At 65.9% G+C, this 23,761-nt stretch carries 24 protein-coding genes and 2 tRNA genes; 15 read left to right on the top strand and 11 right to left on the bottom strand.

Annotated elements, in window-relative coordinates; translation table 11 throughout:
* The 5 genes from mrdA (at position 1) to SP6_RS06365 (ending at position 4,483) form a co-directional block, all read left to right on the top strand.
* Positions 1 to 2,070 (top strand): penicillin-binding protein 2, encoded by a 2,070-nt coding sequence (gene mrdA / locus SP6_RS06345; protein WP_007403497.1) that lies wholly within the window; start codon positions 1 to 3, stop codon positions 2,068 to 2,070.
* Entirely contained in the window at positions 2,067 to 3,179 is a 1,113-nt protein-coding gene (gene rodA / locus SP6_RS06350; RefSeq protein ID WP_007403423.1) for a rod shape-determining protein RodA, read from the top strand. Before mrdA ends, rodA begins: the two co-directional genes overlap by 4 nt.
* A 115-nt stretch (positions 3,180 to 3,294) precedes the next feature.
* Positions 3,295 to 3,370 (top strand) — tRNA-Lys (locus SP6_RS06355).
* Positions 3,371 to 3,452: 82 nt separating this feature from the next.
* Entirely contained in the window at positions 3,453 to 3,815 is a 363-nt protein-coding gene (locus tag SP6_RS06360; protein WP_037567448.1) for a DUF6481 family protein, read from the top strand.
* The gene (locus SP6_RS06365; RefSeq protein ID WP_007403545.1) at positions 3,812 to 4,483 is read left to right on the top strand and encodes a spermidine synthase; all 672 of its coding nucleotides are present in this window, start codon (positions 3,812 to 3,814) and stop codon (positions 4,481 to 4,483) included. The genes SP6_RS06360 and SP6_RS06365 overlap by 4 nt, the downstream gene beginning before the upstream one ends.
* A 130-nt stretch (positions 4,484 to 4,613) precedes the next feature.
* On the opposite strand, the gene SP6_RS20280 is transcribed toward SP6_RS06365, so the two are convergent.
* Positions 4,614 to 4,790 (bottom strand): DUF4169 family protein, encoded by a 177-nt coding sequence (locus SP6_RS20280; protein ID WP_007403375.1) that lies wholly within the window; start codon positions 4,788 to 4,790, stop codon positions 4,614 to 4,616.
* Positions 4,790 to 6,169, bottom strand: a complete 1,380-nt coding sequence (locus SP6_RS06370) for a phospholipase D-like domain-containing protein (protein WP_042468714.1) — start codon at positions 6,167 to 6,169, stop codon at positions 4,790 to 4,792. Before SP6_RS06370 ends, SP6_RS20280 begins: the two co-directional genes overlap by 1 nt.
* A 266-nt stretch (positions 6,170 to 6,435) precedes the next feature.
* Between SP6_RS06370 and SP6_RS06375 the strand changes: the two genes are divergently transcribed.
* A complete protein-coding gene (locus SP6_RS06375) occupies positions 6,436 to 7,875 on the top strand; it encodes an NAD-dependent succinate-semialdehyde dehydrogenase (RefSeq protein WP_037567446.1) in 1,440 nt (479 codons plus the stop codon).
* 73 nt (positions 7,876 to 7,948) lie between these two features.
* On the opposite strand, the gene SP6_RS06380 is transcribed toward SP6_RS06375, so the two are convergent.
* The gene (locus tag SP6_RS06380) at positions 7,949 to 8,317 is read right to left on the bottom strand and encodes a winged helix-turn-helix transcriptional regulator (RefSeq protein WP_227876617.1); all 369 of its coding nucleotides are present in this window, start codon (positions 8,315 to 8,317) and stop codon (positions 7,949 to 7,951) included.
* 107 nt (positions 8,318 to 8,424) lie between these two features.
* On the opposite strand from SP6_RS06380, the gene SP6_RS06385 reads away from it, so the two are divergent.
* Positions 8,425 to 9,033 (top strand): NAD(P)-dependent oxidoreductase, encoded by a 609-nt coding sequence (locus SP6_RS06385; RefSeq protein WP_007403294.1) that lies wholly within the window; start codon positions 8,425 to 8,427, stop codon positions 9,031 to 9,033.
* Positions 9,034 to 9,173: 140 nt separating this feature from the next.
* Positions 9,174 to 9,249, top strand: a tRNA-Lys gene (locus SP6_RS06390).
* 19 nt (positions 9,250 to 9,268) lie between these two features.
* Here the strand turns inward: SP6_RS06390 and SP6_RS20010 are convergent.
* The 3 genes from SP6_RS20010 to SP6_RS06405 form a co-directional block, all read right to left on the bottom strand.
* Entirely contained in the window at positions 9,269 to 9,973 is a 705-nt protein-coding gene (locus SP6_RS20010) for a hypothetical protein (RefSeq protein ID WP_007403381.1), read from the bottom strand.
* Positions 9,974 to 10,002: 29 nt separating this feature from the next.
* Entirely contained in the window at positions 10,003 to 11,631 is a 1,629-nt protein-coding gene (locus tag SP6_RS06400) for a S10 family peptidase (RefSeq protein WP_042468672.1), read from the bottom strand.
* Between the two features lie 131 nt (positions 11,632 to 11,762).
* Positions 11,763 to 14,348: a M1 family metallopeptidase gene (locus SP6_RS06405; protein ID WP_037567443.1), complete on the bottom strand. Its 2,586-nt coding sequence runs from the start codon at positions 14,346 to 14,348 to the stop codon at positions 11,763 to 11,765.
* Positions 14,349 to 14,489: 141 nt separating this feature from the next.
* Between SP6_RS06405 and SP6_RS06410 the strand changes: the two genes are divergently transcribed.
* A complete protein-coding gene (locus SP6_RS06410; protein ID WP_037567441.1) occupies positions 14,490 to 15,449 on the top strand; it encodes an NAD(P)H-dependent flavin oxidoreductase in 960 nt (319 codons plus the stop codon).
* Between the two features lie 16 nt (positions 15,450 to 15,465).
* On the opposite strand, the gene SP6_RS06415 is transcribed toward SP6_RS06410, so the two are convergent.
* Together SP6_RS06415 and SP6_RS06420 are read right to left on the bottom strand one after the other, a co-directional pair.
* Positions 15,466 to 15,927, bottom strand: coding sequence for a DUF1465 family protein (locus SP6_RS06415; RefSeq protein WP_007403515.1), 462 nt, complete (start codon positions 15,925 to 15,927; stop codon positions 15,466 to 15,468).
* A gap of 73 nt (positions 15,928 to 16,000) precedes the next feature.
* Positions 16,001 to 16,198 carry a YdcH family protein gene (locus SP6_RS06420; protein WP_007403260.1) on the bottom strand — a complete coding sequence of 66 codons (198 nt, stop codon included), beginning with the start codon at positions 16,196 to 16,198 and terminating at the stop codon, positions 16,001 to 16,003.
* Positions 16,199 to 16,415: 217 nt separating this feature from the next.
* On the opposite strand from SP6_RS06420, the gene SP6_RS20285 reads away from it, so the two are divergent.
* A complete protein-coding gene (locus SP6_RS20285; protein WP_007403222.1) occupies positions 16,416 to 16,571 on the top strand; it encodes a YdcH family protein in 156 nt (51 codons plus the stop codon).
* A 338-nt stretch (positions 16,572 to 16,909) separates the two neighbouring features.
* On the opposite strand, the gene SP6_RS06425 is transcribed toward SP6_RS20285, so the two are convergent.
* Together SP6_RS06425 and dksA are read right to left on the bottom strand one after the other, a co-directional pair.
* Positions 16,910 to 17,308, bottom strand: a complete 399-nt coding sequence (locus SP6_RS06425; protein WP_007403334.1) for a PilZ domain-containing protein — start codon at positions 17,306 to 17,308, stop codon at positions 16,910 to 16,912.
* Between the two features lie 166 nt (positions 17,309 to 17,474).
* On the bottom strand, positions 17,475 to 17,936 hold the full coding sequence (dksA, locus tag SP6_RS06430) for an RNA polymerase-binding protein DksA (RefSeq protein WP_037567440.1): 462 nt from the start codon (positions 17,934 to 17,936) through the stop codon (positions 17,475 to 17,477).
* A gap of 436 nt (positions 17,937 to 18,372) precedes the next feature.
* Here dksA and SP6_RS21335 point away from each other — a divergent pair, with 436 nt between their 5' ends.
* Positions 18,373 to 19,242: a hypothetical protein gene (locus SP6_RS21335; RefSeq protein WP_037567439.1), complete on the top strand. Its 870-nt coding sequence runs from the start codon at positions 18,373 to 18,375 to the stop codon at positions 19,240 to 19,242.
* A 25-nt stretch (positions 19,243 to 19,267) separates the two neighbouring features.
* Here SP6_RS21335 and SP6_RS06440 read toward each other — a convergent pair whose 3' ends face one another.
* Positions 19,268 to 19,783 carry a host attachment family protein gene (locus tag SP6_RS06440; RefSeq protein WP_007403368.1) on the bottom strand — a complete coding sequence of 172 codons (516 nt, stop codon included), beginning with the start codon at positions 19,781 to 19,783 and terminating at the stop codon, positions 19,268 to 19,270.
* 89 nt (positions 19,784 to 19,872) lie between these two features.
* Between SP6_RS06440 and serS the strand changes: the two genes are divergently transcribed.
* The 4 genes from serS (at position 19,873) to SP6_RS06460 (ending at position 23,669) form a co-directional block, all read left to right on the top strand.
* Positions 19,873 to 21,150 carry a serine--tRNA ligase gene (gene serS, locus SP6_RS06445; protein WP_007403263.1) on the top strand — a complete coding sequence of 426 codons (1,278 nt, stop codon included), beginning with the start codon at positions 19,873 to 19,875 and terminating at the stop codon, positions 21,148 to 21,150.
* Entirely contained in the window at positions 21,150 to 21,914 is a 765-nt protein-coding gene (gene surE, locus SP6_RS06450) for a 5'/3'-nucleotidase SurE (protein ID WP_007403286.1), read from the top strand. Before serS ends, surE begins: the two co-directional genes overlap by 1 nt.
* Before the next feature lie 81 nt (positions 21,915 to 21,995).
* Positions 21,996 to 23,159: a M23 family metallopeptidase gene (locus SP6_RS06455; RefSeq protein ID WP_082052440.1), complete on the top strand. Its 1,164-nt coding sequence runs from the start codon at positions 21,996 to 21,998 to the stop codon at positions 23,157 to 23,159.
* Positions 23,160 to 23,237: 78 nt separating this feature from the next.
* Positions 23,238 to 23,669, top strand: coding sequence for a hypothetical protein (locus SP6_RS06460; protein WP_007403446.1), 432 nt, complete (start codon positions 23,238 to 23,240; stop codon positions 23,667 to 23,669).
* Positions 23,670 to 23,761 lie beyond the last annotated feature (92 nt).

Consider the following 23,761-nt stretch of genomic DNA (forward strand, 5'->3'; position numbering starts at 1 on the left):
ATGGATCGCCCCGGGCGGATCATGACCGAGGCCGCGCAGGCCTATAGCTTCTCACGGCGCGCCTTCGTGCTGAGCGCGGCGCAGGGAGCCGTCGGCCTGATGCTGGCCGGCCGCATGGCCTGGCTGTCGATCGCGCAGAACGAGAAGTACAATCTTCTTTCCGAAAGCAACCGGGTCAACACGACGATGATCCCGCCGCGTCGCGGCTGGCTGATCGATCGGCACGGGCTTCCCATCGCCAACAATCGCACCGATTTCCGCGTCGACATCATCCCCGACCGGCTGGAGGACAAGGACCGAGTGCTCGGCCTGCTCCGCCAGATCCTGAAGCTCGATGACGAGGCGATGGAGCGCATCCGGCTCGACCTCGAACATGCCGCCGGGTTCCAGCCGGTGCAGGTCGCCGAGCGGCTGGACTGGGACCGGTTCGCCGCGATCAGCGTGCGGCTGCCCGAATTGCCGGGCGTGCAGCCGACGCGCGGCTTTGCGCGCTTCTATCCCGCTGGACCGGCAGTCGCGCATCTAACCGGCTATGTCGGTACGCCCACCGCCGAGCAGTTCAAGGAAACCCACGACCAGCTGCTCGTCACCCCCGGCTTCAAGCTGGGCAAGGACGGGCTGGAAAAGATGCTAGAGCCGCAATTGCGCGGCAAGCCCGGCGCCAAGCGTGTCGAAGTGACGGCGCGCGGCAAGGTCGTGGCCGAACTCGCCACTCGTCCGGATACCCCGGGCCACAATATCCGCCTGACCATCGATGCGGGGCTACAGGAATATGCCGCGCGCCGGCTCGGCACCAATTCGGGATCGGCGGTGGTGCTCGACTGCCGCACCGGTGAGACGCTCGCGATGGTGTCGATGCCCGCCTATGATCCGAACAGCTTCTCGGACGGGATCAGCCACTTGGAGTGGGCGATGCTGTCGGAAAACGACCATGTGCCCTTGATGAACAAGGTGACGCAGGGGCTGTATCCGCCGGGCTCCACCGTCAAGCCGATGAACGGCTTGGCCCTGCTCGAAGCGGGCGTGGGCGCGGACGACCGGGTGCTCTGCACCGGCGCGATGCGGGTCGGCACCGGCGTCTTCCACTGCCACAAGCGGGGCGGTCACGGCGCGCTCAACCTGAAGGGCGCGATCGAGCAGAGCTGCGACATCTATTTCTACGAGATGATCCGGCGCATGGGCTATGACCAGATCGCGCCGGTCGCGCGGATGCTGGGGCTGGGCCAGAAATTCGACATGCCGCTCAATACGCAACGTTACGGCACAGTGCCCGATTCCGCCTGGAAGCTGAAGAAATATAAGACAAAATGGACCGTGGCCGATGGCTTGAACGCCTCGATCGGTCAAGGCTATGTGCTGGCCAATCCGCTCCAACTGGCGGTGATGGCGGCGCGGATCGCCTCGGGCCGACATTTGCAGCCCAGCCTGCTCGCACATCAGGTTCATCTCGACTCGCCTGCCCTGCCGGTCGCGTCCGAGCATCTGGCGGTGGTGCGCGATGCCATGTTCGGCGTGGTCAATCAGGGGGGCACCGGGGGCGCCGCGCGGATGCTGGTGCCGGGCGTGTCGCTCGCCGCCAAGACCGGCACCGCCCAGGTGCGCCGCATCACCATGGCCGAGCGACGGATAGGCGTTCTGAAGAACGGCCAATTGCCCTTCAAGCTGCGCGACCACGCCCTGCTGGTATGCTTCGCACCGGCGGACAATCCGCGTTATGCCGCCGCGGTGGTGCTGGAGCATAATGGCCACACCGTGCGCAACCTCGACGCGCCACTGATCGGCCGCGACATCATGACCTATCTGTTCGACCGCGACCGTGCGCTGGCCTCGCTGGCGGAAGGTGAGCCGACCTGGGGCGGCGACATCATGACGCGGATGCGGGCGGAAGAAGCCGCCTATCGCGCCGCCCAGTCTCCCAAGCCCGCCTCGGTAGCGACCAAGACCGATGCCGGCGCCGCCACCGACGCACCCGCCGTCGAAGCCGCGACGAACGTCGCCGACGCACAGGCCGAGGCGATGGCGACCAGCCCGAACGAACCCCGCGCCGACACGGCGGAGCCCAATCCATGAGCGGGCCGCGGATCATCCCCGAACCCATTGCCCAACTGCCTTGGCGGGTCATTCTGCTGGTCATGGCGATCGGTTGTTTCGGACTGGTCGTCCTCTATTCGGCCGCCGGCGGTTCGCTGACCCCTTGGGCCAAGCCGCAAGGAGTGCGCTTCTTCGTGCTGCTCGCCGGGTCGCTCGTGCTGTCGCGCCTGCCGCTCGATCTATGGCGGCGGATCGCGATACCGGGCTATCTGATCCTGGTGGTCGCGCTGGTGCTGGTGGAATTGCTCGGCGCGGTGCGCGGGGGCAGCCAGCGATGGCTGGACGTCGGGTTTATCCGGCTCCAGCCGTCCGAACTGATGAAGCTGTTCATCGTCCTGGGGGCCGCGCGCTTCTATGAATTGATGCCACCAGCAGAGACAAGGCGCTTCTCCGGCATATGGCCCGTCGCGGCGATGATCGCCGTGCCCGCCGCGCTGGTGATGAAACAGCCCGATCTGGGAACCGCGCTGATGATCTGTGCGGGCGGCGCGACCGTGATGTTCCTGGCCGGGGTGCCGCTTCGCCTGTTCATCGGCGGAGCGATGGCGCTGGCGGTGCTGGCCCCGCTCGCGGTCAATTTCGTGCTTCACGATTATCAGCGCAACCGCGTTCTGATCTTCCTGGATCCCGAAAGCGATCCGCTCGGCACCGGCTATCATATCAGCCAGTCCAAGATCGCGATCGGATCGGGGGGCATCTTCGGCAAGGGGTTCCTGAACGGCACCCAGAGCCATCTCGATTATCTGCCAGAGGGCCATACCGACTTCGTCTTCGCCACCATGGCGGAGGAATGGGGGCTGGTCGGCGGATGCTTCCTGATCCTCGCCTTCCTGCTGGTCATCCGCTGGGGCCTCAACGTCGCGCAGGCGGCGCCCAATCGCTTCGCCCGGCTGACCGCCGCCGGCCTGTCCACGACCATCTTCATCTACGTCATGGTCAATCTGATGATGGTGATGGGCTTGGCCCCCGTGGTCGGCATTCCGCTGCCGCTGGTCAGCTATGGCGGTTCGTCGCAGATGACCGTGCTGCTATGCCTGGGCATCCTGATGGCGATCGACCGGGAAAATCGTCGCTCCACCCGCTGGTGAAGGAAAAAAGCGGCTTTTCCCCGAAAAAGCATTTGCAAAGCGGGAAGCCAATGCTAAAGGCGCGCCTCCCGATCGCGAAGCGGGTCGCAAGACCCACGCTTCCATCGTGGCAAATGGACGCATAGCTCAGTTGGTAGAGCAGCTGACTCTTAATCAGCGGGTCCTTGGTTCGAGCCCAAGTGCGTCCACCAGTTTCTCCAACGGCTCCGCGAACAATCGCGGGGCCGTTGTGCATTGAGGCCCTCGGGCCCCCTCCAGCGGGATAGATGATTGATGGCAGGCTATAAGGTTCCCGGTTTCTCCGATCGTGCAGCGGCCTCGCGCGAGGCCAAGGCAGCGGCGCTCGAGCGTCTGCGCAACAAGGCCGCGCCCGACCCGGCGGTCGTCGCCGCTCGCGCCGCAGCCCGCGAAGCCAAGGCGGCGGCCGAAGCCGAACGCCGCGCCGCGCACAAGGCGGCGATCGAGCAGGAAAAGGCCGCTCGCGAAGAAGCCCGCGCCAAGGCACAGGCCGAGGCCGAAACCGCCGCAGAGGCTGCCGCTGCCGCCGCACGCCCGCCCGTCGTCCCGACCGCCGCTGAACTGAAGGCGGCGCGCGACGCGCGCTATGCCGCGCGCAAGGCCCGCCAGGGCAAATGACCCCGCGCGAGCTGCTGGGCGTCGCCGAGGTGCCCGGCGGCGAACCGCTGCGACTGTTTCGTCGTGGCGGCGATTTCATGATCGTGCTCGACCGCAACGAGCTGATGAGCACGCGGATGAGCGGCTCGGAAGTCGCACTGGGCACCATGACCTGCGACCGCCTCAGCGACCGCCCTGCCCCGCATCTGCTGATCGGCGGCTATGGCATGGGCTTCACGCTGCGGGCCGTGCTGGCGCGTCTGGGCCCCAGGGCGCAGGTGACGGTGGCGGAACTGGTGCCGGGTATCATCGAATGGGCGCGTGGCCCGATGGCCGCGCTGACCGACGGATGCCTGGACGATCCCCGCGTGACGCTCGCCATGGGGGATGTCGGCAATGCGATCTATGCCGGGCGCGGGCAATATGATGCGATCCTACTCGACGTCGACAATGGCCCGGACGGGCTGACCCGTCCGGCCAATGACGGGCTTTACTCGGCGCGTGGCCTTGATGAGGCGCGTCTCGCACTGCGTCCGGGTGGCGTTCTGGCCATCTGGTCCGCCGCGCCCGATCCCGTCTTCACCAGGCGGCTTGGCCGCGCCGGCTTCGCGGTCGATGAGGTCAAGGTACGGGCGCGCGAGAACGGCAAGGGCGCGACACACACCATCTGGTTCGCCACGGCGCGCTGACATCTCTGCGACGGTAGTCCAGCTACCCTCCCCGCTCACCTGCGGTGAGTGGGTACCTTTCCTTTCCCATCAGGGGAGAGGAGGCGCGAACCGCCGGAAGGGTGAGGGTGTTGATGAGACGTTCTATGTCTCAATTCTCGCGCTTTGCCCCGTCCAGTTCCTTCTGCAAGCGATCCTTCTCCGTCGCATCACGCTGTTTTTCCGCCTTGGTCCGACCGAAGCGTGCCCGGTTCTCGCTGGCCTGTTGCTCGGCGGCCTGCCGGGCCCGCGCCTTGCGGGCTTGGCGGAAATTGACGACGTCGCCCATCAGCGCCGCCGCAATCGCCGGAACAGACCCTTGCGAGCACTGAGCGCCTCGAACATCTCGTCGGGCCCTTCGGGATCGAGCACCTCGTTATCGGCCAGCCATTCCTCGACACTCGACAGGTCCGGCACCTCATAGGGGCGCAGCGTGCGTCCCTCGGTGCCGCGCAATGTTTCCACCGTGGCGATCAGCGATCCGGTCCGCGCGAAAGTCTCGGACACCGTCGCCGGTGCCACTCCTAGATGCTCGGCGAGCAAATCATCCCGAATGGCGGTGATCCGCTGCGCCGCAGCGCTGCCCGCCTCGACCGCCAGCGCAAGGTCGCATTCGGTATCGAGCCGCATCGACCGATTGTTGAGATTGGACGACCCCAGCCGGAACACGCGGTCGTCCGCAATCAGGATCTTGGCATGGCAGTAGATCGCCTCGCCATCCGCCGTGAACGGATGATAGAGCCGCAGCCGGCCATGACGGTCGCGCCGTCGCAAAGCCTCCACCAGCCGCGCGCGCGCCGTGTCCATCGCGATCGGCTCCAGCCAGCCTTGCGCGGTCAGCGGATTGACGATGACGAACTCCGGTCCGTCCTCCTCATCCAGCCGCCGCGCAATCGCCTCCGCCACGCGGCGTGAGGCGAAATACTGGCTCTCGATATAGACGTGCCGCTCGGCCCGCGCGATCTGCGCCAGGAACAGCGCTTCATTCTCATGGACGGGCGCCTGGTCTTCCATCTCGGGCATGGTGCGCGCGATCGCGACGGGCTGGTCGGTGAAGTCCGCCTCCAACCCCTCCGGCCAGCAGCTCGCGCCCGGCACCGCCGGGGCCATATGCTTGCCCCCCGCCGCATGCCAGCGCTGGCGGAACAGCTCGCCCAGCGCATGGGTGACCGGCCCCTCGACCGCGCTGATCGCATCGTGCCAGGGTTTGTAGGGCTGCCCCCCAGGCCGCTTGCGGCCGGGGTCTTTGTCGAGATGCGCGCGCGTGTCCCAGCGATCGCCGGTCATGTCGATGCCGCCGCAAAAGGCGAGTTGGTCGTCGATGATGACGATCTTCTGGTGATGCGAGGCCGCGACCGGATGATGGCCGTCCAGCTTGGTATGGATGCGCTTGTGCGCCATCCACTTCATCACGGTGAAGAAGGTGCGACCGCGGAACATCGATTTGATCGCACCCGTATCCCAACGGAGCAGGAAAATTTCGAGATCAGACTGCCGCTGGACCAGCGAGTAGATGAAATCGCCCAGCGACTCGTTGGGTGCCTCGTCATGGTCGAGCACGATCCGCGCGTCGAAATCCCAACCGATCAGCAGGATCTGCCGCCGCGCGTTCAGCATCGCGCGGCGCGCCATCCGGAAATAATTCTCCGCGTCGACGATCACCGCCATCCTGTCGGCCTGTTCGATCCGCCAGCATTCCTGTCCGACCCGCAATGCAATCTCCCCGGTTGCCGATGGTTTCAATGCCCGCGCTGTCACCCGCTGGCAAATGCCGAAACACCAAAGCCGGCGAAACGGCGCCACCGCACACCGGAAAATCGACAGCGCGCCCGATCTCGGCCCTGCCCCGCTCCGTCCGCATGGCATCTTGCATGTCCGGCGCGGAAGGCCGATCTCCCGCGCGCATCATCGCCAGACTATCGGAAAGGACGCGCATGACCGCCCAGCAATTTGACGTGAAGAACGGCCTGTACATCGCCGGGGAATGGCTGGGTCCGGAAGGGCGCGACACCCAGGCCGTACTGAACCCCGCAACCGGCCAGCCGCTGGGCGACCTGCCGCTGGCGACCACCGCAGACATGGACCGCGCATTGGAGGCTGCCGCGCGCGGCTTCGATCAGTGGCGCAAGACCGCACCGCAGGAGCGGGCAGCCGTCCTCCACCGCACCGCCGCGCTGGTCCGCGAACGCGCCGAGGAGCTTGCCCGCCTCGCCACCCTGGAGGAGGGCAAGCCGATCGTCGAGGCGCGCGGTGAAGTCGCCGCCACCGCCGCGCTGCTCGATTTCCATGCGGGCGAAGCGGTGCGGACCTATGGCCGCGTCCTACCCCGCCCGACCGGGACCCGCTCGCTGGTGCTGCACCAGCCGGTTGGTCCGGTGGCGGCCTTCTGTGCCTGGAACTTCCCTGTGATGAACCCCGTCCGCAAGCTTTCGCCCGCGATCGCAGCGGGTTGCTCGGTGATCCTCAAGCCCAGCGAAGAAACGCCGGCCAGCGCTATCGCGATCATGCGCTGTTTCCAGGATGCCGGCCTGCCCGGTGATGTCGCACAGCTCGTTTTCGGCGTGCCCGATGCCGTGTCGCGCCACCTGCTCGCCTCGCCGGTCACGCGCAAGCTCAGCTTCACCGGCTCGGTGCCGGTCGGCAAGCATCTGCTCAAGCTCGCTGCCGACACGGTAATGAAGTCGACCATGGAGCTGGGCGGTCATGGCCCGGTGCTGGTGTTCGACGATTGCGACCTCGACAAGACGCTCGACCTGCTCGTCACCCACAAGTTCCGCAATGCCGGCCAGGTCTGCGTCGCGCCCACTCGCTTCCATGTGCAGGAGGGCATTTACGAGCGCTTCGCCAAGGGCTTTGCCGAGCGCGCCGCCGCGCTGAAGATCGGTGACGGCCTGTCGTCGGAGACGCAGATGGGCCCCATGGCCAATCCTCGCCGTCCCGAGGCGATCGGCGCGATGATCGAGGATGCGGTGAAGAACGGCGCGCGGATGCTGACCGGCGGCGAGGCCAAGGGCGGCGAAGGCTTCTTCTTCTCGCCCACCGTCCTTGCCGATGTCTCGCTGGAGGCGCAGGCGATGAACGACGAGCCCTTCGGCCCGATCGCGCTCATTCGCCCCTTCGCCACCACCGAGGATGCGATTGCGGAAGCCAACCGCCTGCCCTTCGGCCTGGGGGCCTATTGCTTCACCGAAAATGGCCGCCGCCAGAACCAGTTGGGCGACGAGATCGAGGCCGGCATGGTCGCGATCAACACCGTCCGCCTGAGCTGGGGCGATGCGCCGTTCGGCGGGGTCAAGGAAAGCGGCTATGGCTCGGAGGATGGCCCCGAGGGCATCGCCAACCATATGATCACCAAGGCGGTTCACATCGCCTGACGGGCGTCCCGCCTTCCTAATGAAGGCCGCTATCGGAGAGGGGGGTCACCATGGGCGGCGGCACCCCTTTTCGTCATCTCGTTGCCCGATAGGCCACCCGTGCCGCCTCCACCTCCGACTGATGGGCATCGGCCCAGCGGATCAGCCCGCGCATCGGCTCCAGAAACGACCGCCCCAATTCGGTCAGCCGATATTCGACGCGCGGCGGCACCTCCGGATAGACGGTACGCTCGACAAAGCCATCCTCCTCCAACCGTCGCAGCGTGCGCGACAGCATCTGCTTCGACACATCCCCGATCCGGCGCAGCAGCGTGTTGAAGCGCAGAGTCTCGGGCTCCAGCGCGGCCAGCACCAACAGGCTCCACTGATCGCCGATCCGGTCGAGTACGTCGCGGATCGGACAGCCGCCCTCGCCCGTCAGCATGGGTCGCGGGGCGGTCACATCGGTGTGACCCGGTCCCTCGAAAATGACGTCTTGTGAGGTCGCATGGCACGGCATAGCTCAACGGTCTACAAAATGGACCGCATGGTCAAGACGAAAGAAAAGCCATGAAGATCACGTTGATTGGAGCCTCGGGCAATGTCGGCTCGCGCATCCTGAAGGAATTGTCGGATCGCGGGCACGCGATCACCGCCATCGCCCGTCAGCCCGAACGCATTGCCGCCCAGCCGGGTGCGACGGCGGTGACCGGCGATGCGGCCAAGCCGGATGCTCTGGCCGAAACGCTGCGGGGCCATGACGCGGTCGTCAGCGCCCTGCCCTTCGCCCCGACCGATGCGCAAAGCCTGATCGACACCGTCCGCGCGTCGGGCGTGCGGCGCTTTCTGGTCGTCGGCGGCGCCGGCAGCCTGGAGGTCGCGCCCGGCCAGCGACTGATCGACCAGCCGGGCTTTCCGGACGAATATAAGCCCGAAGCCAGCGCCGCCGTCACCTTCCTCGATCTGCTTCGCCAGGCCGACGATCTGGAATGGACTTTCCTCTCCCCCTCGGCGCTGTTCGTACCGGGCGAGCGAACGGGCGTGTTCCGGCTGGGCACCGATACGCTCCTGTCCAACGAACAGGGCAGCAGCATCTCTTATGAGGACTATGCGATCGCCCTGGCCGACGAGATCGAACAGCCGCGCCATATCCGCCAGCGCTTCACCGTCGGTTATTGAGCCACGGATCGGCCGGGATCGGAGCGTCGATCCCGGCCGCAAGAAAAATGTCAAAAACCCTCTTGGCAGGTCGGACATGCTCGGCTAACAGCGCGCCACCAGCCGGGGACACCGCTCCCCGCCATGTCGAAATCGACATCGGACGCATAGCTCAGTTGGTAGAGCAGCTGACTCTTAATCAGCGGGTCCTTGGTTCGAGCCCAAGTGCGTCCACCATTACTCCCCCTATTCCAGATCAACGATCCTCCGGAAAGGGGCGATACCAATCGTGTTCGGTCGGCAGGTCGGGTCCCGGAGCGAACCGTCGTATCAGCGCGAGATTGAGCCGTTTGACCCGATCGTAATGGGGGCTGCAATTGCCGCGCCCCGACGTCACCCGCTCCCCCCTGAGCCGCTCGAATGCGACCGGCGCCCCATCGGCGCACCCCTCATCGGCACCGGGCCAGCCATCGGTCAGCTGATCCATCACCTCCGCATATCGGCGATAATTCCATGCCGGAACCGTGAAGGCTCGGCGTTGAGTGACTGCGTCAGGCGTTCGGGTGCCGAATATATAAAGTACGCCCTCTGCCCGCTTCGCTCCCTGCGTAAATGAGAGGGTAAAGGCATAATCGCTTTGGCTAAAACTGGGTGTGACGACGAAACGAAAGCCATTCCCGTGCAAGCCCGTGATCGGGGGCAACCGCCTGAGATAATCCAGCATATCATCATTCGGCAGGCGAGCGTCTGGCTTGACTGGCCCCTCCTGCGTCTTGGACAGCGCCAACCACGTTCGGGAACGATGAGCCTCCTCCCACTGAAGCCAGCAAGCGGTGCCAATGATGACCAGAATTTGGATAGCCACCAGCGCCGTGGTTCCATAGCCGATGCGATGCAGCCATTTCAGGCGGGTCGGGTAGCGACAATGCTGAGACGCATCCTGCTCCGGTACGGTGCTCATCTTCGCTCCCCGACCGCCATCGCGCTCGATCAGTTTGATCGCCGGTCCAAAGCCCCTGCCCCCTGTCCCGAAGGCGGCACCGGCGGGGTCGATGACTTCGCATCGCTCACTGCTTCGTCATACCAGCGCGCCAGATCCGCTTTCATGCTCCGCAATGCATCGGGGTTCAGATAGGTCATGTGCCCCGCCGGATAATAGGTGAACTGCAAATTGGCCTGCTGCGCCGGCTCCAGCATCATATGGCCCAGATCGTTCTCGGTCCCGAAGAACGGCGTCGCCATGTCGTAATAGCCGTTCATCGACAGCACCTTCAGATACGGGTTGGCCCGCATCGCAGCGCCAAGGTCGATCGCGGTGTTGGGATTGTTCTGGGAGCCGTCGGGCGCCTTGTGCTTCCAATTCCAGGTCCATCCCGCCGCATCCCGCGCCGACAAGCGATAGGGTAGTTCGGTCTTATAACCGAGCGTGGACTGCAGGTAATCTTGGAAGGATGCGATATAAGCCCCTGAAATCGCGTCCGAAGAGGCATCCGTCTCGGGCCGCTCGCCGGCCGCGTCGGTGTCGATGCCCAGATAGCGCGAGTCGAACCGGCCCACCGTCCGCGCCTGCCCGCGCAACAGTTCCTTTTGGAAACGCGGCAGGTCGATGCGCAAGTTCGCGCGCTTGATGAACTCGGGCGACAAGCCGATCAACCGGCTCATCTGCTCGGCGATCTGGTCGCGCTCCTGCGGCGAGATGGACTGGCCCTTGGCGAGCGCCGACATATAGGGCCCCACCGCAAAGGCACGCGCCTGTGCCACTACGGTCGCCACATCGGCCGGACGGTCGGTCAGACGATTGTGATACCAGGCGGTCGCCGCATAGCTGGGCAGGTAATTCAGATAGACCTGATCGAGCCCCGGCTGGCGATAACCGTAATTCATGATCGAGCTGAGCAGCACCACGCCGTTCAGCGCCATGCCCCGCTCCTGCAACTGATAGGCCAGCGCGCCCGAACGCAGCGTGCCATAGCTTTCGCCGAGCAGGAATTTGGGGCTCATCCAGCGGCCATATTTGGTGACGTAACGCTGGATCGCGCCGGCAAAGACATCGACATCCTCGTCCACGCCATAGAACTGCGCGGGCTTCATATCACCCAGCGGCCGCGAATAGCCCGAGCCGATCGCGTCGAGGAAGACGAGGTCGGTCTTGTCGAGCAGCGAGTCCGGATTGGGCCCGACATCATAGGGCGCGGGGCGGACGAATTCGGGGCTGGTGGTACGAATGCGGATCGGCGCGAACGACCCCATGCGCAGCCAGAAGGAAGGAGAGCCCGGCCCGCCATTGTACAGGAACGTCACCGGCCGCTTGGTCCCCGGCTTCACACCGTCCAGCGTATAGGCGGTGTAGAACATCGAGGCGGTCGGCTTCCCCTCGATATCGCGCACGGTCAGCGTGCCGGCAGAGGCGATGTAAGGATAGTTGCGGCCGCCAATCGTCACGCTGTCGCGGTGGCGGACCTCGGCCTCCTCGATCGGGGCGCGGGCCCAGGCGGCTTCAGCTTCCGCCTTGGCCGCCTCGGCATGTGATCCGCCCTTCTTCTCCCCCTCCTCCTGCGCGGCAAGCGGCGCGGTCAGGGCGGTGGCGGCGAAAAGGAGGACCAGAGTGTTGCGGATCACGGAGCGCTCGCATGTGAATGACGGGAGCGTCATCGTTCCGCGTTTTCGACGGCAAGGCAAGCGCTTCGCTTGCCCTCACCCCTCCACCACTTGGCAAGGCCGGACGGTGGAGGGGCAGAACCGACGCAGGATCAGCGCGCCAGCCAAGCCTCGACCGCGGGCTTCAGCCGGTCGGCCACCGCCTTGCGCACCGCGATTTGCGAGATGGAGCGTTTGGCCCCGCCGCGCGAGCCCTCGGGCAGGTTGGCGGCGGCCCAGCTTTCGATCTTGCCCGGCATGGCCGGATCGTTCGAGCCCGCGCCCAACCCGACAATGAAGGTCGCGCGGTTGCTTTCCTCCAGGAAGCTGTCGACCAGCGACTTGTTGGCCACCGCCCAGTCGAACGCCATGTCCGAATGCGCGCCCGCGATGGAGCGGAGCAGCGCCGCGCGCTGCGGCGGGGTGAAGGTGTCGCTCTTCAGAAGGTTGAGTGCCCGGCGCGCCGCGCTCTCATCCTCGGCCGAGCCCAGCAGCGAGACATAGCGGTTCTTGACCACCGGATTGCGCTCGGCCTTGGCGAGGTCGAGCAGCTTGTCCCACTCGGCGGGCGTCGCGCGGGTGGCATAGGTCGCCAGGATCGGCTGGCGGATCGCGCCCGGAATGGCGTTGGGATTCTTGGCGAGGGCCGCCACATAGCCGCGGGCCCGCGCCGCGACCATCGCATCGCCGCTGGTACCCAGCCGCCCGATCAGCGTCTCGCGCAGATTGGAGACGAGCGCGCTGTCATCGGGCTTGGGCTCGAACCCGATCCGCGCCAGCACCGGCGACAGGATGGCGGCGACCTTCGCGCGCAACGGCTTTTCAAGCGGCGTACCTTCGTAAAGGCCGTCGAGCCGTGCCAGTTCGCCCGCCACCGTTTGCCATTCCAGCGGATCGGCCTCGGGCTGGACCTTCGCCATCAGGTCGAACCAGCGGCTGAGATTCTGATAGCCGCCCGCCGCCAGCGCATAATCGTCGCCCAGCGTGCCCAGGCGGTCCTCGAGCGACAGCTTGGCATAATCGCGCACGATCGCGGCATGGCCGGCATCGTCATACATGACGCGCGTATAGGACCCCTTGCCCCGGTTCAGCACCAGTGCCCCGCACCCGCCGACGCTGACCGGCGTCGGGGCCGCGCCGGTGACGACCGCACTGGTTTCACCACCGCCGATCGTCGCGACGCGGATCGGCACATGCCAGGTCTGCGGCGCCTTGGACGCCTCATCCAGGCCGAAACGGCCCTGGCTGAGCATTGCGACCGTCTTGCCGCCCTCGCAACGGCTGCCCGCCATGGTGATCAGCGGCACGCCGCCCTGCAGCGTGAAGTCGTTGGCGATTGTCACGACATTGGTGCCCGACGCCTTGGACAGCTCCGCCCAAAGCTGGTTGGTGACGGTATTCTGATACTTATACTTGGCCATATAGGCGCGGATGCCCTTGCGGAACGTGTCCGCGCCCAGCGTGGACTCGAGCATCCCGATCACCGCCTGGCCCTTCAGATAGGTGATGCTGTCGAACGCCTCACCGATCTGGTCGACGGTCTCGACCTTGCGAATGATCGGATGGGTGGCGCTGGTCGCGTCGATCCCCATCGCCGACTCGCGTTCGCCCGCGACGCTGGCGGCGGCCGCCTCCCAGCTCGGATTCAGGTCGTTGGAAGCCTTGCCCTCCATCCACGACGCGAAGCCCTCGTTCAGCCAGAGGTCGTCCCACCAGCGCGGCGTGACGAGGTCGCCGAACCATTGGTGCGCCATTTCATGCGCGACGACCGTATGGATACGCTGGCGATTGCTCTCGCTCATCACCTTAGGATCGAAGAGCAGCTCGTTCTCGAAATAGAAGATCGCGCCCCAATTCTCCATCGCGCCGAAGAACTGGCTGGAGCCCGGCCCGGCGATCATATCCATCTTGGGCAGCGGATAGGGCGTGCCGAAATAATCATTGTAATAGCTCAGCAGCTTGGTTGCGGCGCCCAGCGAATAATCGCCCTGGTCGACTACGCCCTTGCGGCTGACCACGCCGATCTGGACGCCGTTCGCATCCACCGTCTTCCGATCCAGATTCCCTGAGCCGAAATAGAGCAGATAGCTCGACATCACTGGCGTCTCGTCGAAGCGATAGAGCTGGCTGCCGTCTGCCTGGGGCGTGATCGAGGCGGCGGGCATGTTGCTGATCGCGCGCTGCCCCTTGGGCGCGGTGGCGGTCAGGCGAAACTTGGCCTTGAAGGCGGGCTCGTCCCACATCGGCGCGAAGCGGCGCGCGTCGGGCGCCTCGAACTGGGTCGCCAGCATCCGGTCGGGCGTGCCGTCGGCGTTGGTATAGTCGATCGCGAACAGGCCATTGGCCGAGCGGTTGATCGTGCCGGTCCACGCAAACCCCACCTTGTGCCGGCCGACCGTCGCGGCCTGCGGCAGGGTGAGCGTCAATGTCTGCGCCGCCTTGTCGAGCGCGAAGGGGACCGACTTGCCGTCGAACGTCGCACGGGTGATGGTCAGGTCGGCAGCGTTCAGCACGATCGTGGCGGTCGCCTGACGCACGTCGATCTCTACCGTCTCCTCGCCGGAGAAGGTCAGCGCCTTGGCGTCGGGGCGAATGGTGATGTCATAGAGGACCGGCGCCACCGTCTGCGGCAATTGGCCTGCCGCCAGCGCAGGCGTGGACACGGTCAAGGCAAGGAGGACCGAAAGGGCGGACTTCATCGGGATCAAGGCCTTTCATTCTGGAATGGCCAAGCTCTACGCCCTCCCCCGCTCAAAGCAAATGTCACTCATGTCATAATATCCCATCGCATCGACCGGAGGCAGGCTGGACACACTTTCCGTTTACGTTATCGTAAAGCCATGAGCCTGCCCGCTGCCTTGAGTCGCCTCGCGCTGCCCGTGATCGGGTCGCCGCTGTTCATCATTTCCAATCCCGATCTGGTGATCGCACAGTGCAAGGCGGGGATCGTCGGCTCCTTCCCCGCGCTCAACGCCCGACCCGCCAGCCTGCTCGACGAATGGTTGCATCGGATCACCGAGGAACTGGCGGCGCATGACCGCGCGCACCCCGATCACCCGGCCGCGCCCTTTGCCGTCAACCAGATCGTCCACCGCTCCAACGACCGGCTGGAGGACGATCTGGCGACCTGCGCCAAGTGGAAGGTGCCGATCGTCATTACTTCGCTGGGCGCGCGCGAGGACGTCAATGCGGGGGTCCATGGCTGGGGCGGCATCACGCTGCATGACGTGATCGACGACCGTTTCGCGCGCAAGGCGGTGGAAAAGGGTGCCGATGGCCTGATCGCAGTGGCGACGGGCGCGGGCGGTCATGCCGGGCGCCTCTCGCCCTTCGCGCTGGTGCAGGAAATCCGGCAATGGTTCGACGGACCGCTGGCGCTGGCCGGCGCGATCGCCACGGGGGATGCGATCCTGGCGGCCCAGGCCATGGGCGCCGACTTCGCCTATATCGGCTCGCCCTTCATCGCGACGGTCGAGGCCAATGCAGCGCAGGCCTATAAGCAAGGCGTCGTCGACGGCCGGGCGAGCGATATCGTCTATTCCAGCCTGTTCACCGGCGTACATGGCAATTATCTGCGCGCCTCGATCATCGCGGCCGGGCTAGACCCCGATCATCTGCCCGAGGGTGATGTCTCAAAGATGGATTTCGGTGGCGGACAGGCCGCCAAGGCGTGGCGTGACATCTGGGGTGCGGGTCAAGGGATCGGCGCGGTGGAGGCCATCGAGCCTGCCGCCGACCGGATCGCCACCCTTGCCCGTCAATATGCCGCCGCCCGCCAAAGGCTGGCACTGACAGCCTGATCCGGCGGCGGCGGACTCAGAAGGCGCCGCCGAGACGGGCCTGGAGCATCTGTACCGGGCTGACCTCCGCCACGGGCTCATCGGCCATCTGATCCAGCCGTTCGACCCGGCGGTGAAGGTCGAGGCTCGCCTGCGTCAGCGCAGCGGCGCGCGGCGGCAGCGCGGCGACCGCTGCCTCGTCCGACTCGGGCGAACGGCCCAGCCTGCGGACGGGATCGCGTGATTCGGACCATGGCAGTTCCCCCGCATCCACCGCGCGTTGGGTGAGTATCCAGGCGATGACATGCATCAGGCGGGTGGTGACCTTCAGCGACTCGCAGGAAAAGCCGATCCTCGCCACCGGTTCGAGCGCGTCACGATCCTGCCGGCCGATCCCGTCGAAATAGCCGCGCGCGGTTTCCGCCAGGGTCATCACCTCGGCATAAAGGCCATCGATCAGCTTGCGTTGGAAAGGACCATGATCGGACGAATGCAGCATAGCTGCTTCGCTCGCACGATGCGGAACTAGGCGACAATAGCCTGGATCAGCCGCCTGTCCCGATACGAAGCGGTCAGGCGATGATGTCGGGAATCAGGCGATCTTCCAGTTCGGCAAGCTCGTCGCGCAACCGCAATTTGCGCTTCTTCAGCCGCGCGATCTGCAACTGATCAGGAACCGTGGACTGGAGAAGTGCGGCGATCGCATCGTCGAGATCGCGATGCTCGACACGCAACATGTCGATCCGTGCGCGTGCCAGCGTGACGTCCATCCTGCCCCTCCCTGTCGAGCTCGCACCCCCTCTAGCAAGCCCCGCGTGATCGCGCGAGAGGGGCTTGGACACGGCAAGAAGGGCGGCCGAGAGGCCATTTGCATGTCATCCCGAGAAATGGCTCGGCCGGTCGATTTCGACGAAAATCAAGGGCGACAATCTGCCCGATTGATGATTTACTCCATTCCCCTAGCAATGGACAGGAGGTTGAAGCCCTATGCATACGGCGCATCAAACGGCCCTGGAAACCAAGCATGCGACGCTTGATCGGCAGATCCACGCCGAATCACAGCGCCCAATGCCCGACCCGGCGATCCTTGCCGATCTCAAGAAGCAGAAATTGCGACTGAAGGAAGAGATCCAGAATATCTAGAGGAACGCCTCTTCGGCAATCGATGGCGCCCCGTGCTTCATGAGGGGGCCTAGGGCGGCCGGACCACAACCCCATGCGCGGACCGACCGCCGCCAGATCGATCCATAACCGGCCGCGCGGGCACATGCCCGCTGCGGCCTTTTTATTGAGGTCGCGTGCGGAGGGTGATCTCTGCCCAACGGCAACCCTGCTGCTCGACCGCTATATTGTCCGATTTGAGGGCGACCGCGAAATCCGGGTTCGGTCCCGACATAAGGCGCACGAGCGCGGAGCGACTTATCGGCGAAGTTTAGCAAAAATGCCGACGAGGCTGCGATACCGCCCCTCGGAAAAGGGCCTTAGCGGTGAAAGGATCGCGTGTGCGGGGTCGTCGGCGCCTTCGCATATTCGGGCGTGGTCGTTCCGCCGCCAACCGGCTTGCGGACGAGCTTGGGATCGATCGGCCGATCGAAGGCCACGCCTACGCGACCTTGGGTACACCAGGCGACCCGGCCCGATACCGGACCGATGCCGCGCAGATCGAACATGATGGCGGTCCCGATCTCGACGGGGATCGCCAGTTCGGCCATCAGCCCACCCTCGGAGATATTTCGCACGCGCACGTCGCGAGAGGTTGGGTCGCCGGCCAGGGTCACGGCCGCCATCAGCAACAGGCTGTCGCGTCGCTGCGCCCGGTTGCCCTGCTGCTGCTCTGCCTCGTTCGGCCCGGTGTCGGGCTCGCGCCTCATCGCATCCATATCGAAATCCGTGCGGCCCCGTTCTTCCTCACGCGATCATGCGTTACGCGCGATAGGGTTGCCATTCCATTAATATCCCGGAGCTCGCAAGGCCAAACGACGCACCGGGAGAAACGGGCCACCCCGCCCCCGATCGGCGGCGGAGCGATAGCCCGTTCCCCATGGCTCAATCGTCTCGCGACACCTTCTCGTTCCGTTCGTGCCGCTCCTGCGCTTCGACCGTCATCGTCGCGATGGGGCGTGCCTCCAGGCGGCCCAGGCTGATCGGCTCTCCAGTGACTTCGCAATAGCCATATTCGCCTTCGTCGAGGCGGCGGAGCGCGGCATCGATCTTGGCGATCAGCTTGCGCTGGCGATCGCGGGTGCGCAGTTCGATCGACCAGTCGGTTTCGCTCGAAGCGCGATCGGTCAGATCGGGTTCGCGCAACGAATCAATCTGCAATTGCGACAGGGTTCCCTGCGCCTCCCGCTGGATCGAGTCCTTCCAGTTTAGCAATTTGCGCCGGAAATAAGCCTGCTGCTGCAGGCTCATGAACGGCTCGTCCGCGCTGGGACGGTAATTTTCATCTAGATCATTGGCCACATCCGGGCCCGTGGAATCCGTCATGCGATCAAACACCGTCGCCATACCACTCTCCCAAAGGGCCCGTCGGCGCGACACTTTGCACCGCGTCCTCGGAGCCGCCCCCTGATGGTCCAGAGCGCCTATAGTCGGTGCCACCACTTGCCGCAAGCGACCGGCATTTCGTCGTACTAATCATTTTGATAATAAAGTTGCGAAGTGAACGGGATATGGACGAACTGTCGGTCGGCAAACGATTTTCCACACCCGAATCTCGAAAAAGGCGGATGACCCGCCGGTGGAGGCATCTGGCACACGCCATATGCCCGTCACCCGGCCCGGATGGGATGCCGTACCCGAATCCCATTACTGAACGCAGCGGCGAATATCGCGCTTGGCCCTTAAATCTTTTTTGGTCAGTGTGATGACAGGGGAATGACTGAAAGAGCCTTGGACGCGCCGGAAGGCCGCGCCATTCGGCTGCACGTATGAGGAAGTGACAATGTCCGTGCGAATGGCCCTGGCGAAGCTGACCGCCTGTGCAGCGGGAGGCGCCGTGATCGGCGGTGGGGCCGTGCACATGGTCGAGAGCCCCAAGCGTCCGGCCGTGGTCAAGCAGACCAAGCCCGGCCGAAAGATCGTCCATCGCCGGGTTCCGGCCAAGCCCGTGCGTCGGGTCGTGACGCGCCGGACGGTCACCACCTCGACGCCCCCACCAACCGTCGTCACCGTGACGACGCAGTCCCCGCCCATCCCCGTGCCGCTGCCCGCCGCTGCACCGCCGGTCGTCAGCGGCGGTGGTTATGTTCCGGCCGTGATCGGCGGTTGGGGTGGCGGCTGGGGCGGTGGCTTTGGCGGAGGTTTCGGGGGCGGCTTCGGCGGCGGTTTCGGCTTTGGCGGCGGATCGAACGGCAATGTCGTCGTCTCCTCGACCAGCAGCGGCGGGTCGAGCTCAACCTCATCGGCATCGGGCGGATCGGGTGGTTCGTCGACCTCCACCGGAGGTTCGTCCACATCCACCGGCGGATCATCGACCTCGACCGGCGGTGTCAGCAGCACCTCGTCTTCGGGCAATGTGTCGTCGACCAGTTCGTCGTCGGGCGATGTCAGTACCTCGACCTCGAGCGCGTCATCGACCTCGTCCGCCTCGTCGAGCGGCTATGGGTCGAGCAGCGATGGCTGGTCGTCCAATGGTTCGTCGGCCAGTTCGGCCTCGAGCGCGTCGAGCGCATCCTCCGCCAGCAGTGCCTCGTCTTCGGGCAATTCGACCGGTGGTCCGCCGACCCCGGTGCCCGCGCCACCGATGGTGTTGTTGTTCGGCGGCGCGGCGGCGGCGCTGGTGATCCGGCGGCGGCTCGCCAAGGCGCGCTGACGCGCCGCCCATCGGAAGGGCCGCGTTACGCCTTTTGCAGCGCGGCCTCGATCTCGGGCACCGGATGCCCGGTCAGGTCCTTGGCCAGTTCGCCGACCAGACGATCGGTGACTTCCTTGTGATAATGTTTGCGCAGCTCGCCCAGCATCTTGGGCGGCGCGACGACGATCAGCGATTCGAACTCATTCGCCATCGCACGGCGCTTCAGCATCTCGGCGGTCTCGGCGGCGAAGCGGTCCTCTTCCTGTTGGTGATAGTCGGCCTCGCCCATCGATCCGCGTGACGGGGCGAACTGGGCGCCCTGCCCGCCGCCGCCCGCCTGATTCGATCCGCCGCGCGCGATCGCCGGCGCGCCTGCGCCACTCTGTGTCGAGGACGCGCTCCCGGCCCTGTCGGTCTTTTGATCGCGATCGGCGGGATTGGGGTGCTCGACGGCATGTTCGACGGTCAGATTGGGATATTGGGCATCCCCTTCGTTGCGGAAGAACAGGCTCTTGCGGCCATCGACGACCAGCACGAAGCTGTTATGCGGCACCTGCATCGCGTATCTCCTTGTCTGTGCAAGGGGATAACGCGATGGCTTCGCCACGGGTTGCGTGACGGCGGAGCGGAGGCCATAGCCTCGCCCCCATGCACGACATTCGCCTGATCCGGGACGACCCCGCCGCCTTCGACGCCGCCCTCGCCAAGCGGGGTGCCGAGCCCCAGGCCGAGACGCTGATCGCGATCGACGAACGCCGCCGCGCGATCATCGCCGAGGCGCAAGCGGCGCAGACCCGCCGCAACGAATTGTCCAAGCAGATCGGCCAGGCCAAGGCCGCCCGTGACGAGGCCCGCGCCCAGGCGCTGATGGAGGAAGTCGCCGGGCTGAAGGCGCGCCTGCCCGAACTGGAGGAGCAGGAGCGCAGCGTCGAGGCCGAGTTGAACACCGCGCTTGCCGCCCTCCCCAACCTGCCCGCCGCCGATGTGCCGGAAGGCGCGGACGAGGATGACAATGCGCTGGTGCATCAGAAGGGCGAGCCGACAAGCTTCGCCTTCGAGGCACGCGAGCATGACGTGATCGCGCCGGCGCTAGGCATGGATTTCGACACCGGCGTCGCCTTGTCGGGTGCGCGCTTCACACTGCTGCGCGGGGCGATGGCGCGGCTGTCGCGGGCGCTCGGCCAGTTCATGCTCGACCGCATGACCGAGCAGCACGGCTTCGAGCTGGTCCAGCCCCCCCTGCTGGTGCGCGACGAAGCCGCATTCGGCACCGGCCAGTTGCCCAAATTCGCCGAGGATCTGTTCCGGACCACCGATGGTCGCTGGCTGATCCCGACGGCCGAGGTGTCGCTGACCAATATCGTGCGTGAGGCGATATTGAGCGAGCAGGAACTGCCGCTGCGCTTCACCGCGCTGACGCCCTGTTTCCGCTCGGAAGCGGGCGCGGCGGGTCGCGATACACGCGGTCTCATTCGCCAGCATCAGTTCGACAAGGTCGAGATGGTGTCGATCACCACCCCCGAGCAATCGGATGCCGAGCATGAGCGGATGACCGCCGCCGCCGAAGGCGTGCTGGAGGCACTCGGTCTCCCCTATCGCCGGATGCTGCTCTGCACCGGCGATATGGGTTTCTCGGCAGCGCGCACCTTTGACCTGGAGGTCTGGCTGCCAGGCCAGGCGCGCTATCGCGAGATTTCGTCCTGCTCGACCTGCACCGATTTCCAGGCGCGGCGGATGATGGCGCGCTATCGCCCGACCGAGGGCAAGGGCACGCGCTTCGTCCACACCCTCAACGGCTCGGGGCTGGCGGTCGGTCGTACCCTCGTCGCCGTCATCGAGAATTATCAGCAGGCCGATGGCTCGGTCGTCGTGCCGGAAGCCTTGCGCCCCTATCTGGGCGGACAGGCGGTGCTGGAGCCGCGCTGATGCGCATCCTGCTGACCAATGACGATGGCTATCATGCGCCGGGCTTGGCGGCACTGGAGCGGATCGCAGCCACCTTGTCGGACGATGTCTGGATCGTCGCGCCGGCCGAGGACCAGTCGGGGACCAGCCGCTCGCTGACGTTGACCCGGCCGCTAAGGCTGCGCCAGTTCGGCGAACGGCGCTTTGCGGTCAACGGGACACCCACCGATTCGGTGCTGATGGCGCTGGGGGAGGTGATGGCCGGTACCAAGCCCGACCTGATCCTGTCGGGCGTCAATCGCGGCGCCAATCTGGGCGAGGACGTGTTCTATTCCGGGACGGTGTCGGCGGCGATGGAGGGCGCGCTGGCGAGCATCCGCTCGATCGCGCTCAGCCAGCGTTATGCGGCCCAAGGCCTTGGCGACGGCGTGCCTTTCGCCACCGCCGAAGCCTGGGGCGAGCGGGTGTTGCGACCGCTGCTCGATCTGGACTTCGGTCCGCGTACGCTGGTCAACATCAACTTCCCGCCCGTCGAGCCCGAGGCGGTGAAGGGCATTCGCATCGCGCGCCAGGGGCTGCGCGATTATGGTCGCGCGACGTTCGATCGGCGCAGCGATCCGCGGGGATATGACTATTACTGGCTGGCGCTCGGCCGCCTGCCGCACCAGCCCGGCCATGACACCGATCTGGACGCGATTGCCGAGGATTGCATCGCCGTCACCCCCCTGCATCTCGATCTTACGCATGACGCATCTCTTGCTATGCTCGACGCGGCCTATCGCTGAATGAACCGGGGGGAACGGGGCGTGGAACGGAAGCTGGGGATCATCGGCATCGGGATGCTGGTCACGGGATGCATCCCGAATATGGAGCCACCCGCCAGCTCCACAGTGCCCGCCGCCCCGCCGATCGTCCAATCGCCGCCCGTGCGGGCCACCCGCTTTACGCCGCGTCCCGTCACGCCGCGCCCTGCGCCAGTGCCGACGCCCACCACGACCAGTGCCGGGCGACCGCCTATTCGCCGCTCCGTGCCGGCCACCGCCAGCCGATCGATTCCGCGCCCCCAATTGGCTCCCCCCTCCATCGAGGCTACCGCACAGAAGCCGGTAACCTCCCTGCCCGCGCCGCGCCCCTCCTGGGAAATCCGCCCGGTCACGCCCGACGCGCGCGAGATTGCGGGATCGACCTATATCGTCCGTCCCGGCGACACGTTGCGCGGTATCGCCGATCGAACCGGTGCCGGCGCCGACGCGATCGCGCGGGCCAATGCCTTGCCCCCGCCCTATGTCGTTCGCGTCGGGCAAAAGCTGATCATTCCCGGCGGCCGCTTCCACCTGGTCCGCTCCGGAGAAACCGGCATCGCGATCGCGCGCGCTTACGGCGTGCCCTGGTCGCAGATCGTCGACGCCAATGCATTGACCGAACCCTATGTGCTGCGCGCGGGCCAGCGTATCCTGATCCCGGGCGGGACGGTCGGCGCCCCCGCGAGCACCGCCGCCGAGCGCGCCGCCGCCTTCACGCTCAATATCGACGACATCCTGACCGGCGGCGAGCCGGCGCTGGCGAACAACCAGGCCCCCGCCAAGCCCAGCACCACGCCGTCGCGTGTTCTGCCCCCCACCGCCGTGGTCGCCGCCCCGGCCCGGCTCAATTCGGGCTTTGTCTGGCCAGTCGAGGGCCGCGTCGTGAAGCGCTTCGGCGCCGGCTCCAGCGGCGAGCGCAACGACGGCATCAAGATCGCCGTGCCGATCGGCACGCCCATAAAGGCCACCGCCGACGGCGTCGTCGCCTATGTCGGCGACGGTATCGCGGCGCTGGGCGGCTTGGTGATCGTCAAGCATGGCGACCGCTGGACCAGCGTCTATGGCCATGCCTCCAAGCTACTCGTCCAGCGCGGCCAGGCGGTCAAGCGCGGCCAGACGCTCGCTTTGTCAGGACAGAGCGGCTTTGCCGACCGGCCGGAGGTGCATTTCGAACTCCGCCGGGGCCGCACCCCGGTCGATCCGCTGACGCAATTGCCACGCCGCTGACATCTTCCCGTTAAGGAACGCGACAGCGCCTTGCCGGTTAAATGCCGGCATGGGGCCGTTGCCCCGAGGAGTCGGCGTATGAAAAAGATTCTTCACCTCTTTGCGGTACTTGGCCTGTCGGTGGCCGGTGTGGCCGCCACCGCGACCCTGCCCGCCTCGGACGCGCAGGCTCAGTCCTGGCGCGACGGACCGCGCTATGATCGGGATCGCGACCGCCGTGACTGGCGCGAGGATCGCGGCGACCGGCGGGGTGACCGCCGGGATTGGCGAAATGATCGTCGCGACTGGCGCGGCGAACGTCGCGGTTGGCAGGATGATCGCGGCTGGCGCGGTGACCGCTGGCAGGCCCGGCGTGAGGCGCGGGTCGCCCGCGAATATGATCGGGCGCGCCGTACGCCGGGCTATGTCGATCCCCGCTCACAGGGCGATTATACCAACTATACCGGTCGGGGCTCGGGCTATCGTCCCTGCACCTATGTCGAGCGGAACGGGCGCACCGTCTGCCGCTAACGGCGTAACGAAGGAGCGCGGGTGGGATCTCACCCGCGCTCGCTTTGTATCGGCGGAGGGTGACGAACGGGGAACGGCGGTGTAACGGACCG

The sequence above is a fragment of the Sphingomonas paucimobilis NBRC 13935 genome (assembly GCF_000739895.2).
GTDB lineage: Bacteria > Pseudomonadota > Alphaproteobacteria > Sphingomonadales > Sphingomonadaceae > Sphingomonas > Sphingomonas paucimobilis.